We start from the raw sequence: 13,258 nt of genomic DNA on the forward strand, positions 1-13,258 counted from the left end.
TCTTAGTCGGACAAGGCTGCATCCATTTTCAGGCGTATTTCTTCGAGGCATAGATTTCCAATGCTTCCTTCATGCGTGTGTTTGGCATCTCTTACTGGCCTGAAAGTACCCGCCTCAATTGCCGCCCCCATTTTTTTATAGGCATCCCTGAAGGGCACCCCATTCAGGACCATTTCATTGAGCGTATCTACACTGAAGAGGTAATCGTATTTGGCATCTTGCAGTATGTTCTTTTTAACTTCAATTTGCTTCAGGCTGGTGTGCATCATCTCGAGGCAGGCCTTCAGTTGTTCAACCGCAGGCAACAACACCTCCTTGGTTAGCTGGAAATCCCTGTGGTACCCGCTGGGCAGATTGGCGGAGAGCTGGCTGAGCTGGGTTGGGACAGCCTGAATCAGGTTGCATTTGGCACGGATCAATTCAAAAATATCCGGGTTCTTTTTGTGCGGCATTATACTGCTGCCGGTAGTAAGGTTGTCCGGAAAAGCAATAAACCCGAAATTCTGACTCAAGTAAAGGCAAATATCCGTCGCAAATTTTCCAAGGGTTGCTGCAATTGCAGAAAGTGCCGTGGCGGCTGCCCGTTCTACTTTGCCCCGGCCCATCTGGGCTGCTACCACATTGTATTTCATGCTGCTGAAATGCAGTTCCCTGGTGGTAAACTCCCTGTTGATCGGGAAAGAACTTCCATAGCCGGCCGCACTCCCAAGCGGGTTCTGATCGGCAACCCTGACCGCCGCCCTGAGGAAATAAATATCATCAATCAGGCTTTCTGCATAGGCCGAAAACCAAAGCCCAAAGGAAGAGGGCATCGCCACCTGCAAATGGGTGTAGCCGGGCATTAAAATGTCTTTATGGGTTCCTGCCAGGTCCAACAGACTATCAAATAGATCAGATACTAAATCCGAAATTGAAGTCAGTTCTGCCTTGATATACAGTTGCAGTGCCACCAGTACCTGGTCATTCCTGGATCGGGCCGTATGTATTTTTTTCCCGGTATCCCCGAGTTTCTCAATCAGCAGGTATTCAATTTTGGAATGCATGTCCTCGAAAGATTCCTCTATGGTAAATTTCCCTTCTGCAGCCTGCTGAAGCATAAGGTCCAGCTCTGCCACAAGGGCAAGCATTTCTTCCTTGCTGATCAGCCCGGTATGGCCCAGCATTTTGGCGTGCGCCCTTGAGGCCAACAGGTCGTATTTGACCAAAACCAGATCCAGTTCCCTGTCATTGCCAACCGTAAACAGGTCTGTTTTGTAATCCGGACTACTTCCTTTGTCCCATAACTTCATAGTTGTATCCTTTTGTTTTCCTGCTTGTTTATTAGTTTTCTTTCGGGTGTAAAAATTTTTCGAGCATTGCTATATATAGCCGGACCCCCTGTTGAATTTCTTCAAGATAAATAAATTCATCCGCAGAATGGGAACGGGTACTGTCTCCGGGCCCCAATTTCAGGGAAGGACAGCTCAGTGCAGCCTGATCCGAAAGGGTGGGGGAGCCGTAAGTCCCCTTTCCCATGCCTATCCCTGCCTGTACCAAAGGGTGCTCCCGGTCTATGGAGGAAGAATTCAACCTCAGTGATCGTACCTTAAGTTCACAGGGAGCTTCCCGCTTGAGGATTTCAGCGATTTCCTTATTGGAATAACAATCATTGACCCGAACATCTACCACAAGGTCTACCTTGGCAGGGACCACATTATGCTGTGTACCTGCACTTATCTGGGTAACCGTCATTTTTACAGGGCCCAATACTTCAGAAACCTTTGGAAACTCATAATCCCGAAACCATTTAAGGACTTCGATAGAATTGTAAATGGCATTGTTGGGATTGGGATGGGCTGCATGGGATGGGGTGCCCTTTACGGTACCATCAAAGATAACCAGGCCTTTCTCGGCAATGGCGAGTTCCAGTAAAGTAGGTTCCCCCACAATAGCCACATCGATCTCCGGTAGTATTTTAAGCATGCTGTTCAGCCCGTTTGGCCCTGAATTTTCCTCTTCGGCAGAAGCGACCATAATCAGGTTATGGGAAAGGTCTTTTTTGGGATACCAATAAGCGAAACAGGCCAGCAGGGAAACCAGGCAGCCTCCTGCATCATTACTTCCCAGACCGAATAATTTCCCCTCGGAAATCGTTGCCTTAAAGGGGTCTCGTGTATAGGCATCATTAGGGCGAACTGTATCGTGGTGTGAATTCAGCAACAGATTGGGCTTTTCCGGATCGTAGTCTGCATTAAAAACGTAAATATTGTTCTTACTTCTTTTAAAGGGAATCCCGGCAGCATCTAGCCAGGCGGCAATACAATCTGCAGTATGCTGTTCTTTTCCGGAAAATGAAGGCGTTTCAATAAGTTGCTTCAACAGGCTTATGGCCTTTTCTGTAAGATTTTCAATCTGACTCATAGCGTAATTTCTGTTTTAGGTGATTCCGGAGAGGAGAGCATTTGTTCAGAGCCAATAAAAACCCTCTCCACCCCTTTCTGCAGTGCGTGGAAACAATTGTGAAGCTTGGGGATCATCCCGGAGGCAATCTTCCGGCTTTGGGAGAGTTCCTCATAGGTTTTCCGGTCAATGGTGCGTATCAGGCTTTTTTCGTCTTCAATATCAGCAAGGACCCCGGCTTTATCAAAACAATAGTAAAGCTCACTTCGGTATTCCGAACTCAGGGCAATTGCCAGTTCGGCGGCAATGGTATCGGCATTGGTATTGAGGAGCTGCCCGGCCCCGTCATGGGTGAGTGCACAGAAACAGGGAACAAAACCAGCCTGCAACAGGGCCTTCAGGTTATTTGTGTTTACAGAACGAATATCCCCAACAAACCCATAATCTATGGACCCAACGGGTCGTTTGGAGGCACGGATCAGGTCTCCATCAGCACCACTTACCCCCAGGGCATTGCATCCCTTGGCCTGTAGCCTGGAGACCAGGTGTTTGTTTGCCCATCCGGCATAGGCCATTACGGCTGCTTCCAGGCTTTTTGCATCCGTAATCCTCCTGCCTTCAACTATCAAGGGCTCAAAACCCAGACTCCGACTGAGGGAAGAAGCCTTCTGCCCGCCTCCGTGTACTACTATTTTTGGGCCTGCCAATTGTAAAAAAGCGATACAGAAGGCTTCCAGCTGATCGGGATCCTCCAGTACAGCCCCTCCAATTTTGACTATTGTAACTTTTTCTTTCATGTGTTCATGGCTTCGAGAAGATACAAAAGGGCCAGTTTGGCAGAAACCACCCTGTTGGCAGCCTGTTCAAGTACAAGGCTGTTTGGGCCGCCCAGGACCTCATCCGATACCACGACATTTCGTCTCAGCGGAAGGCAATGCATAAAGCGCGCCGCACCCAGTTTCTCAGCGGTCATCATCCAATTTGCGTCCTGTGACAATACTTGTCCATATTGAGTAAAACTGCTCCAGTTTTTGACATATACAAAATCGGCCCCCTGCAACGCTTCTTCCTGATCGTAAACAGGGGAATAGGCGCCAACTATATCAGGGTTCAATTCATAGCCTTTAGGGTGGGTAATGTGTAATTCAACATCCATTTTTCGCATGGCATTTACAAAGGAATTGGGAACTGCCTGGGGTAAAGCCCTCGGATGGGGAGACCAGGAGAGCACTACTTTGGGTTTGGGTTTGGTCCGGTTCGCGTGAATAGTCAGCGAATCAGCCAGGGCCTGAAGGGGGTGACCGTTGGCACTTTCCAGATTCAGAATGGGAACCCCGGAATAACGCACAAAACCCTGAAGCACTTCTTCCGCCAGGTCCTTATCGCGGTCCTTCAGGCCCGCAAAGGCGCGGATACCAATTATATCTGCATAAAGACCCACAACTGCCGCTGCCTCCCGGATATGTTCGGCCTTATTGCCATCCATGCGGGTACCGTCTTCAAACTCCAGCATCCAGCCCTCTGCCCCGAAATTCATAGTCATCACTTCCATCCCGAGGTCTTTTGCCGCCTTTTGAGTGCTGAGCCTTGTACGCAGGCTGTTGTTAAAGAACAACAGGCAGATAGTTTTACCCCTCCCCTTGTTTTGAAACAAACCCGGATTTCCGCTCATTTCTTCCCCGAGCTGCAGCCAATGCTCAAAATCCCGGATATCTTCCATACTTCTAAAATGATTCATTCCAATTCTATTTTAAGCGCCCTGAAGAACAATTCGAATTCCTTTTCACTTATGTTTAAAGGGGGAAGGATACGCAGTACCTGTTTGTCTTTGGCGCTGCCCGTAAATATCCGCTGATTAAAGATCAGCCTTTTTCTGAGGTCAGCAACCTCAAAATCGAATCGCAGGCCCAGCATCAGCCCGCTGCCTTTTACTTCTTTTACGGCATCAAATTTGGCCGCCTTTTTCCTGAAAAAGGCCTCCATCTGAGCAGCGTGAGAGATCAGGTTTTCATTTTTGATTGTATCCAATACGGCTATTGAAGCTACGCAGGCGAGGTGATTTCCGCCAAAGGTTGTTCCCAACAGGCCATGGGAGGCCCTGATCTCCTTATGGATAAGGATTCCGCCTACAGGAAAGCCATTTCCCATGCCCTTTGCCATACTGATGATCCCCGGAATAGCAGTGGAGTGTTGAAATGAAAAAAATCTTCCACTCCTTCCAAACCCTGCCTGTACTTCATCCGCAATTAATACGGCTCCGTGCTTCCTGCAAAGTTTATCAGCGGCTTTATAAAATTCAGGGGTGGCCATATCCAGGCCACCTACCCCCTGTATCCCTTCCAGGATAACCGCACATACATCTTCTTTTTGCAGGGCTTCCTCCAGAGGTCTTATGTCGTTTAATGGTAAAAGTTCGACCTGGTGCTGGGCGTTGAGCGGGGCAATAATGGCTGGGTTATCTGTGGCTGCTACAGCCGCAGAGGTTCGCCCGTGAAAGCTGTTTTTAAATGCGATCACCTTCGACTTCCCGGTATGGAAGGAGGCCAGTTTCAGAGCATTTTCATTCGCCTCAGCTCCCGAATTACAGAGGAAGAGCTGGTAGTCCTCGCATCCTGAAAGGGCTCCTAATTTAGAAGCCAGTTCCTGCTGCAGCGGGTTTTTAACGGAATTGCTGTAAAAGGCCATTTTAGCCAGTTGCTCCTGCAGCTTAGTCACGAAATGCGGGTGGGAATGCCCGATTGAAATAACGGCATGCCCCCCGTAAAGGTCCAGGTACTCCTTACCATCATCGGCAGTAACCCAACACCCCCTGGCGCTTTGCGGGCAAATATCGTATAGCGGGTATACCTCAAATAGTTCCATGGTCAGCCTTTACGGATTTGTGAGATTTTGTCAAAAGACGTAATGATCCCCTTGATCAGGGAAGAACTCAGGCCCTGGTGCTCCATTTCGTTCAGGCCTTCAATGGTACATCCCATTGGGGTGGTAACCCGGTCGATTTCTTCTTCCGGATGCCTGCCCGAACTAATAAGCAATTCAGCAGCGCCCCCACAGGTGTGCATGGCAAGTTCCTGTGCTTCTGCCGCATCAAAACCCAGCTGTATGGCACCCTGGGTAGTTGCCCTTATCAGGCGCATCCAGAAGGCAATCCCGCTGGCACAAATTACCGTGGCCGCCTGCATCTGGCTTTCCGGAATTACAAGTGAATGCCCCATCCTGTTAAAAATGGACTGGGCGAGTTTCAGCCGTTTTTCACCTTTTTGGTTACTGCATAGGCAGGTCATGGACTTGCCCACCGAGATGGCCGTATTGGGCATGGCGCGAATGATATAATTTTCCGCCCCGATGATCGCTTCAATTTTTTCAATACTAAAGCCCGTAATGGTCGATATGATCACGTGTTTTTCGGTGAGCAGGTCTTTTACGGATTCAAGGATGCCGGCAAAATGCCCCGGCTGCACGGCAAAAATCAGTATATCCGATTCGCGAACCGCCTTCGGGTTATCAGAACTTATATTTACATTTCCGTAGGATGCGAACTCCTGCAGCGATTCCAGATTCCGCCGGGTCAAATACATGGAGGTGGCCCCATCGCTGTGCAAGATGCCTGTTGCAATGGAAAGACCAAGATTCCCGGCTCCTATTATAGCTATTTTCATCTCTTTTGCTTTAATTCATTTCTGTTTTTAAAATGCACTGGCTTTAAGTTGCAGGCCTGCTGCTTCATTTAGCCCAAACATCAGGTTCATGTTTTGTACGGCCTGCCCGGAGGCCCCTTTTAAGAGGTTGTCGATTACGGCTGTTACCAGCAATTGATCTTCGTATATGAGCAGATGCAGGTAGGCCTGATTTGAATTCACAACTGCCTTGAGGTGAAGGGGCGCCCCTGAAACATGGGTAAATGGGGCATCCTTGTAATAATCCTCATACATTTTCCTGATCGCTTCCAAAGGCGCTTTTACCCGGGTAGTGGCAGTCGAAAAAATACCCCGGCTGAAATTACCCCTTATGGGAAGGAATAAGAGGTTAGCAGCATCGGGTTGCAGGCTTTTAAGGCTTTCGTTTATCTCTCCCAGGTGCTGGTGGGTAAAAGGCTTGTACCAGGAAACATTGTTATCGCGCCAGCTAAAATGAGTTGTTTCCGATGGGCTGACACCGGCCCCGGTACTTCCGGTAAGGGCATGAACGTGAATGCTGTCTTGCAGCAATCCGGAGCTGGCCAGGGGTAAGAGTGAAAGTTGTATAGCCGTGGCAAAGCAGCCCGGATTGGCCAAATACTGTGTCTTTTTAATACGTTCTTTATTCAATTCCGGCAGGCCGTATACAAAGTCCATTCCCTGAAAATGCTGGTCTGCCGCCAGGCGAAAATCATTACTGAGGTCTATGATACGGGTCTTATCTGAAAATTTCATGCCCTTCAGGAATTCTTTGGAATTTCCGTGCCCAAGGCAAAGGAAAACCACATCCACATCGGGATTGGGCCGATCAGTAAACAGCAAATCGGTCTGTCCCAGCAGGTCGGCATGTGCACTGCTGAGGGGTTTACCTGCCCGCGTAGTGCTATAAACAAATTTAAGGCTTGCCTCCGGGTGGTGAACCAGCAAGCGGATCAGTTCCCCGCCGGTGTAACCCGAGCCGCCAATTATACCTGCAGTTATCATGAGTCTGAATGTATTTCCTGTGCGATTTTTCCGGAATTGGAAAGCAACTTGATAAAACCTTTTGCTTCATCAGCACTCCATCCTTTGTTCATTTCCCCATAGCTCCCAAAAGAAGGATTCATGAGGTCGTTTTCTGAAGAAATACCCTGCAGCTCAAAACGGTATGGGAGCAATTTAACATAAACCTCCCCGCTTACGTACTTCTGTGAACTCTCCATAAAGGCTTCAATGTTTCGCATTACCTCATCCAGGTACTGCCCTTCGTGCAGAAGCATCCCATAAAAATTTGCAAGTTGGTCTTTTTGGAATTGTTGCCATTTGCTGAGCACGTGTTTTTCCAGCAGGTGGTGCGCTTTGATGATAATCAATGCGGAAGCAGCTTCAAAACCGACTCTTCCCTTAATCCCGATGATGGTATCCCCAACATGAATATCCCGGCCAATGGCGTAAGCGGAGGCCATTTCCTCCAGTTTAAGGATAATACTTACCGGATCTGCCTGCTCGCCATCAAGGGAATGCAGTTCGCCATTGCGAAAACCCAGACGGATTTGAACGGGATCTTTTACTTTTAACTGACTGGGGTAGGCCTCTTCCGGCAGGGCCAGTTTGGATCCCAGCGTTTCAACCCCTCCCACTGAGGTCCCCCAGAGGCCCTTGTTTATAGAGTATTTTGCCTTTTCCCAGCTATAGGAGATTCCATGTTCCTGAAGGTAGCTGATTTCGGCTTCTCTGGATAATTGCTGATCCCGGATAGGGGTTATAATCTCTATTTCAGGGGCGAGGATCTGAAAGATCATATCAAAACGGACCTGGTCATTGCCCGCTCCCGTGCTGCCATGAGCGATGTATTTGGCCCCCAGCGATTTCGCATAATTGGCAATCTCTATGGCCTGTACAATGCGCTCCGCACTTACGGACAACGGATAGGTGTTGTTGCGCAGCACATTTCCAAAGATCAGGTACCTGACTACTTTTTCGTAAAAGGTCTGTACCGCATCTACCGCCTTGTAGGAATGCGCACCAAGTTCCAGGGCCTTTGTTTCGATTTCCGCCAGTTCTGCTGGGTGGAACCCGCCGGTGTTCACGGTAACGGCATGCACTTCAAACCCCTGCTGATGGGAAAGGGAATGGGCACAATAGGAAGTATCCAGGCCACCGCTATAGGCTAAAACTAATTTTTCCATTATTTCTTCTTCTTTAATAAAAGGGCTTCCTTAATACTTTTAAGCCGCTCAAAGGATTTCTTATTGATTGCTTTTTTTTGTGGTTGCTTATTTTTGGCCGGGTCGTAGAGCATGCCCGTACAAAGGCACATTTTCTGCTCTGTCCGCGTCAGGATATCAAAGTTCTTACAGGTCTGGCAACCTTTCCAGAATTCCGGGTCATCGGTCAGTTCCGAAAAGGTAACGGGTTGGTAGCCCAGTTCGTAATTCATCTTCATTACAGCCAGACCAGTGGTGATGCCAAATATTTTCGCATCCGGGAATTTCGATCTGGAAAGATCAAAAATGGCTTTTTTAATTCGCTTGGCGAGTCCCTGCTTCCGGTAATCCGGGTGAACGATCAATCCGGAGTTTGCAACATATTTTTGATGCCCCCATACTTCAATGTAGCAAAAGCCTGCAAAGGTATCCCCGTCAAGTGCAATGATGGCATTGCCGTTTTTCAGCCTTTTTATGATATAATCCGGGCTTCGTTTAGCAATCCCTGTCCCGCGAACCTTGGCAGATTCGGCAATGGTATCACAGATTACCTGCGCGTATTTAATATGTGAAGCATCAGCAACAATTATGTTCATTGCCAATTAATTAGTATTTATTGATAAGTTTTTTGTGAAACGGTTTTGCGGAAATGGACTCACCTAATTCCAAAGATACAGTACACCCTTACGGGCGGCGGCGAAAACGAGGAGTAACAGCAAGACTGCTACAGAGATAATCAGGAAGTAGTGTGTTCCTCATAACACTCAAATGTACAAATATAATCGGACTAGCCTCCCGAAATAATTAATTTTTAAAGATGGGTAATCGAAAGCGTTTATTTCTGAATAATTCATAAACGATAAAGGCGAAAACTGCAGAATACTCAATAATTAAAATAAAGCTGTTCTCCTCCACAGGGCTGTTTGCATAAGCCATATAACTTAAAACTACGGTTGCCGACCATACCAAAACAAATCGGAAGTCCGAAAGAATACCGAGCAACACTGGGAAAATAATGTACCAGGGGTGTACTACAGCAGCTGTAAAAAAGTATACACAAAGGATCAGCAGTGAGCCTCCTATAAAACCGCCACGGGTTTTAACTGCAGGATGAAAGGATACCGCAAGACTGGTTAAGAGGGTCAGAAATGGAATATACTTCCCGTAAATCCGGATGTATTCCCAGGGCCTTAGATCTTCTCCTGTTATCAAAGCCTCGCTGAGGTTATACAGACTGGCATTAAACTCGAAATTTGAAAACCACAGCCGCAGGGTTTGGCTGTAATGCGAGGCGAAATCAGGGAAATAGAGAGGATACAAACAGGCCAGGACCACCCCTGCGGTAACAAGGAAAAATACCGGACTCTTGCGTAAGCTGAGAAAAGGAACTAAGAGCGGTAAAAACATCAGGGGGATCAGTTTAAGGCTAATGGCCAGGCCATAAGGGATGGCTGCCAGCAGCCAGGACCCGCGGAATAAGAGGAACATCGCCAGCACGTAAAAAAATAACATTACCCCTTCAAAATGCAGGTTCCCGCTCAACTCTATAATTACCAGCGGATTCAGAAAATACCAGAGGATCAGATGCGGGGACCTGTTGAGCTGCTTTAACAGCTTTCGGCCAAAATACAGGATTCCCAGATCGGCCAGGAGGATCATAAGTTTCATCGCAATCACAGATCCCATAAGCGTTTTTCCGCCGAGCGCAACAGCTGTGGCAAAGGCATATTGATTCAAGGGGGGGTAATTGCTGTAATTTTGCTGGCTGAGTTCCCCCATCCCTCCAAAAAGCTGGTCTGCCAGGGGGAATAGATTTTCGGCCCCGGCCATCAGCGTCTCCGGCTTAAAGGCATACGGATTAATGCCCTCAAGTATTAAAGATCCATCCCACACAAAGCGATAAAAGTCTTGTGAAAGCCCCGGCAGGGACCATAACAGCACCAGCCGGAATAAGACGCCACTAACCACCAGGAAGCGAAAGTTCCATTTCTCGAATTGGATCAGTTTATAGCAGAGAAAGAAAAGAGCGGCGTATAGCCCCAGCAGTTTTAGGGAGTCGGACCGCTGCAAATCGTAGCCAAAAGCTGTGTAAAAACCCAGACTGATCAACACCATCAGGATAGAAATCCTGTGCAGGTTCCAGAAGGTCAGGAGGGCATTGGGCATTTCGGTTGGGTATTGGTCTTGCAAATAACAGGAAAATTTGAGAAATCAGGCAACAAATAGTGGACCGCTCTACCGAACCGATACAAATTACGAATGCTTTTGTACCTTTTAAGTTTAAGAATTTAAAAGCGACCAGAATGAACGCATCAAAAATCATTTCCACGGCAATCCTGTTTTTTATTGTTCAGTGGAGTCCCTCTCAGGAAAGCCCGGCCGATTTGGGTGTTGCCGGGGTTGGACTGGTGGTATCGGATATAGATATTTCCCAATACTTTTACAAAAATATTATCGGGATGGAAGAAGTGGGGGGCTGGACCACTGATTCCATTTTCAGCAGGGAAGCCGGCTTTTCAAACAACCGGCCTTTTCAGGTTAAGGTTTTTAAAATGGAAGACAGGCCCGAGGCTAGTGAGGTTAAACTCGTTCATTTTAAAGATACCGGGGAGCGGCCCCGCCAGACGGGTATAGATGCCTATCCCGGAATGAACTACCTGACCTTGCAATTTAACTCCCTGAAGGAAGTTAGCCAGCGCCTGAAAGAAGCAAAGGTCCCCATTGTGGGCTGGGTAAAAAGGGAGAATTTCCAGGTGCTTATCGTACGCGACCCGGACGGTGTTTTTGTGGAACTGGTGTCCCCCCCGGATTAAGTGCCAGATTATGCCTTCGCTGTAAGCGATTTAAAGAAGACAAAGCCAAACCCAAGGAAAAGCATAAAGTGGAATGGAAACAAACCGAAGTCGTTCAACGGGATGGCGCTGTACATCCCAAAAAGGAAATACAGCATCAGGGCGAATTCCAGAATCATATTGGGCGATAACTTCTTAGCCAGGTACTTATTCCCTTTCCAGCTGTCGCTGATATTGTTGATGTTGAATTTTGGCGTACGGACAAATTCACTGCGCTTGCCCATATGCCCCTCCAGTACTGCAACCGTGTTGTGAAGGGAAAAGCCCAAAGCCACAGAGAAGAAGGTGAAAAAGAGTTTGATATAGTCCACAAAGCTGTCAAAACTACTTCCCTGGATACTCTTGTAGGTAAACCAGTAACAGACAAACAGGATGATGGTACTGACAATAAAGAAGCTGGTTACTTCAAATACCCAGTCCAGATGGCCGAAGGTATTTTTGATATAGAGCATCGGGATACTCAAAAGCGCCACGGTAAACACACATAAGAACATGGAACTGTTCAAAAGGTGCATAACCCCGTGAAATTTTGTTTTAAAGGAGATATTTTTGGCCGTGATGACACTCCAGACGGTTTTCCGGAAGTTTTCGGCTCCACCTTTATTCCATCGGAATTGCTGTGAACGGGCCGCACTGATCACAACAGGCAGTTCGGCAGGGGTCTCAACATCCTCCAGGTATTTGAATTTCCAGTTTTTCAACTGTGCCCGGTAGCTGAGGTCGAGGTCTTCGGTAAGGGTGTCTCCCTCCCAGTTTCCGGCATCCAGAATACACTCCTTTCTCCAGATACCAGCGGTTCCGTTAAAATTGATAAAGTGTCCCTTAGCGTTTCGGCCAACCTGCTCCAGGGTAAAGTGGGCGTCAAGGGCGAAAGCCTGTATTTTGGTCAGGGTAGAGTAGTCGCGGTTAATATGTCCCCAGCGGGTTTGAACTACCCCTATTTCCTCATCCTTAAAATAGATGACCGTCTTTTTTAGCCAGTCTGCATCCGGAAGGAAGTCTGCATCAAAAATGGCAATAAACTCGCCTTTGGCAATTTTAAGGCCTTCCTTGAGGGCTCCCGCTTTAAACCCTTCTCGGTTTTCTCTGCGAATATGCTGTATATCTAGGCCGGTTTTTTGCAAGTCTTCAATTAGGCTGGCAGTGTGCTCTACCGACTGGTCAGTAGAGTCATCCAGTACCTGGATTTCAAGCTTGCTTTTTGGATACTCTATCTTGGCAATATTTTCAAGCAGCCGCTCTACAACATATTCCTCATTATAGATCGGAAGTTGAATGGTTACAAAGGGAATTTCCTTTGGGTCCATCAGGTTGAATTTAGGAGCAACTTTAACACTCCTTCTAAAGCTCAGGTAATTCAACAGCAGGTTCAATTGAGAAAGGCTGTAGAAAAATATCAGAAGCAGCGCAAGGCTGTAAATCCCGATGATGATGTACGTTATTGTTATTGCCATTTTTACCTAAAACTGTATTTAAAAATCCAACCCAAAATTTTTATGCCCGCAAATATACTACCTTTTACCGTTCCTGAAACTTTTGAGACCCCAATTCTTTTTTTGTAACGAACTGGGACTTCGGTATATGCAAGTTTTTTCCTGAGGGCTTTTAACTGCATTTCAACAGTCCATCCATAGGTCTTATCTTCCATATTCAGGCTGGTAAGGGCGTCAAATTTAATTGCCCTGAACGGCCCGAGATCTGTAAATCGGGCTCGGAACAAAAGGCGCATTAAAAAAGTTGCCAACCAGTTTCCAAAGATCTGTTGCGGGGTCATGGATCCGGGCTCCCTGAGTTCCCTGCGGCGGGCCCCGATAACAAAATCCAAATCGCTTTTGTCTATGGGGGCGATCACCTTAAGGAGGTCTTCGGGATAATCCGAATAATCACCATCCATAAATACGAGAATATCGGGTTGCTTGGATTTTTCTGACAGGTAATTAATTCCTTTCAGGCAGGCATAACCGTATCCCTTTCTGGGTTCACTTAGTACGGTGGCTCCGGCATCTGCCGCCACACGGGCTGTCTGGTCCGTTGAGGCATTGTCAACAACTATAATTTCAGATACAATTTCAGGCACTTCAGCCAGGACCAAACCGATGGATGCAGCCTCATTATGAGCGGGAATAATCAGCTTGATGTTCTTCATAAAGACGAAATCTGCTGC

The 13,258-nt window shown here is 47.4% G+C and carries 13 protein-coding genes; 1 reads left to right on the plus strand and 12 read right to left on the minus strand.

Features of this window, described 5'->3' with window-relative positions; all coding sequences use genetic code 11:
* Window positions 1-2: 2 nt before the first annotated feature.
* From argH to ACT6NU_RS08065, 10 genes are all read right to left on the minus strand, one after another.
* Entirely contained in the window at window positions 3-1,289 is a 1,287-nt protein-coding gene (gene argH, locus ACT6NU_RS08020) for an argininosuccinate lyase (protein ID WP_445381155.1), read from the minus strand.
* Window positions 1,290-1,320: 31 nt separating this feature from the next.
* The gene (locus ACT6NU_RS08025) at window positions 1,321-2,400 is read right to left on the minus strand and encodes a M20 family metallo-hydrolase (RefSeq protein WP_445381156.1); all 1,080 of its coding nucleotides are present in this window, start codon (window positions 2,398-2,400) and stop codon (window positions 1,321-1,323) included.
* Window positions 2,397-3,176 carry an acetylglutamate kinase gene (gene argB, locus ACT6NU_RS08030; protein ID WP_445381157.1) on the minus strand — a complete coding sequence of 260 codons (780 nt, stop codon included), beginning with the start codon at window positions 3,174-3,176 and terminating at the stop codon, window positions 2,397-2,399. The genes ACT6NU_RS08025 and argB overlap by 4 nt, the downstream gene beginning before the upstream one ends.
* On the minus strand, window positions 3,173-4,117 hold the full coding sequence (locus ACT6NU_RS08035) for an acetylornithine carbamoyltransferase (RefSeq protein ID WP_445381158.1): 945 nt from the start codon (window positions 4,115-4,117) through the stop codon (window positions 3,173-3,175). Before ACT6NU_RS08035 ends, argB begins: the two co-directional genes overlap by 4 nt.
* Window positions 4,114-5,241, minus strand: a complete 1,128-nt coding sequence (locus ACT6NU_RS08040) for an aspartate aminotransferase family protein (protein ID WP_445381159.1) — start codon at window positions 5,239-5,241, stop codon at window positions 4,114-4,116. The genes ACT6NU_RS08035 and ACT6NU_RS08040 overlap by 4 nt, the downstream gene beginning before the upstream one ends.
* 2 nt (window positions 5,242-5,243) lie before the next feature.
* On the minus strand, window positions 5,244-6,038 hold the full coding sequence (gene proC, locus ACT6NU_RS08045; RefSeq protein ID WP_445381160.1) for a pyrroline-5-carboxylate reductase: 795 nt from the start codon (window positions 6,036-6,038) through the stop codon (window positions 5,244-5,246).
* 27 nt (window positions 6,039-6,065) lie between these two features.
* A complete protein-coding gene (argC, locus tag ACT6NU_RS08050) occupies window positions 6,066-7,040 on the minus strand; it encodes an N-acetyl-gamma-glutamyl-phosphate reductase (RefSeq protein ID WP_445381161.1) in 975 nt (324 codons plus the stop codon).
* Window positions 7,037-8,224: an argininosuccinate synthase gene (locus ACT6NU_RS08055; protein WP_445381162.1), complete on the minus strand. Its 1,188-nt coding sequence runs from the start codon at window positions 8,222-8,224 to the stop codon at window positions 7,037-7,039. The genes argC and ACT6NU_RS08055 overlap by 4 nt, the downstream gene beginning before the upstream one ends.
* Window positions 8,224-8,838, minus strand: coding sequence for a GNAT family N-acetyltransferase (locus ACT6NU_RS08060; RefSeq protein ID WP_445381163.1), 615 nt, complete (start codon window positions 8,836-8,838; stop codon window positions 8,224-8,226). The genes ACT6NU_RS08055 and ACT6NU_RS08060 overlap by 1 nt, the downstream gene beginning before the upstream one ends.
* 208 nt (window positions 8,839-9,046) lie before the next feature.
* Entirely contained in the window at window positions 9,047-10,408 is a 1,362-nt protein-coding gene (locus ACT6NU_RS08065) for a mannosyltransferase (protein WP_445381164.1), read from the minus strand.
* A gap of 137 nt (window positions 10,409-10,545) precedes the next feature.
* Between ACT6NU_RS08065 and ACT6NU_RS08070 the strand changes: the two genes are divergently transcribed.
* Entirely contained in the window at window positions 10,546-11,055 is a 510-nt protein-coding gene (locus ACT6NU_RS08070; protein WP_445381165.1) for a VOC family protein, read from the plus strand.
* An 8-nt stretch (window positions 11,056-11,063) separates the two neighbouring features.
* Here ACT6NU_RS08070 and ACT6NU_RS08075 read toward each other — a convergent pair whose 3' ends face one another.
* Window positions 11,064-12,548 carry a cellulose synthase family protein gene (locus ACT6NU_RS08075; RefSeq protein WP_445381166.1) on the minus strand — a complete coding sequence of 495 codons (1,485 nt, stop codon included), beginning with the start codon at window positions 12,546-12,548 and terminating at the stop codon, window positions 11,064-11,066.
* Window positions 12,549-12,550: 2 nt separating this feature from the next.
* Window positions 12,551-13,240, minus strand: a complete 690-nt coding sequence (locus ACT6NU_RS08080; protein ID WP_445381167.1) for a glycosyltransferase family 2 protein — start codon at window positions 13,238-13,240, stop codon at window positions 12,551-12,553.
* Window positions 13,241-13,258: the final 18 nt, after the last annotated feature.

It is taken from the genome of Robiginitalea rubriflava (genome assembly GCF_052540725.1).

Excerpts from the sequence above, each read along its gene's own strand:
- proC (WP_445381160.1), bottom strand. The coding sequence starts at position 6,038 with ATGAAAATAGCTATAATAGGAGCCGGGAATCTTGGTCTTTCCATTGCA.
- ACT6NU_RS08080 (WP_445381167.1), bottom strand. The coding sequence starts at position 13,240 with ATGAAGAACATCAAGCTGATTATTCCCGCTCATAATGAGGCTGCATCC.
- ACT6NU_RS08040 (WP_445381159.1), bottom strand. The coding sequence starts at position 5,241 with ATGGAACTATTTGAGGTATACCCGCTATACGATATTTGCCCGCAAAGC.
- argH (WP_445381155.1), bottom strand. The coding sequence starts at position 1,289 with ATGAAGTTATGGGACAAAGGAAGTAGTCCGGATTACAAAACAGACCTG.
- ACT6NU_RS08060 (WP_445381163.1), bottom strand. The coding sequence starts at position 8,838 with ATGAACATAATTGTTGCTGATGCTTCACATATTAAATACGCGCAGGTA.
- ACT6NU_RS08070 (WP_445381165.1), top strand. The coding sequence starts at position 10,546 with ATGAACGCATCAAAAATCATTTCCACGGCAATCCTGTTTTTTATTGTT.
- ACT6NU_RS08025 (WP_445381156.1), bottom strand. The coding sequence starts at position 2,400 with ATGAGTCAGATTGAAAATCTTACAGAAAAGGCCATAAGCCTGTTGAAG.
- argC (WP_445381161.1), bottom strand. The coding sequence starts at position 7,040 with ATGATAACTGCAGGTATAATTGGCGGCTCGGGTTACACCGGCGGGGAA.
- ACT6NU_RS08075 (WP_445381166.1), bottom strand. The coding sequence starts at position 12,548 with ATGGCAATAACAATAACGTACATCATCATCGGGATTTACAGCCTTGCG.
- ACT6NU_RS08035 (WP_445381158.1), bottom strand. The coding sequence starts at position 4,117 with ATGAATCATTTTAGAAGTATGGAAGATATCCGGGATTTTGAGCATTGG.
- ACT6NU_RS08065 (WP_445381164.1), bottom strand. The coding sequence starts at position 10,408 with ATGCCCAATGCCCTCCTGACCTTCTGGAACCTGCACAGGATTTCTATC.
- ACT6NU_RS08055 (WP_445381162.1), bottom strand. The coding sequence starts at position 8,224 with ATGGAAAAATTAGTTTTAGCCTATAGCGGTGGCCTGGATACTTCCTAT.
- argB (WP_445381157.1), bottom strand. The coding sequence starts at position 3,176 with ATGAAAGAAAAAGTTACAATAGTCAAAATTGGAGGGGCTGTACTGGAG.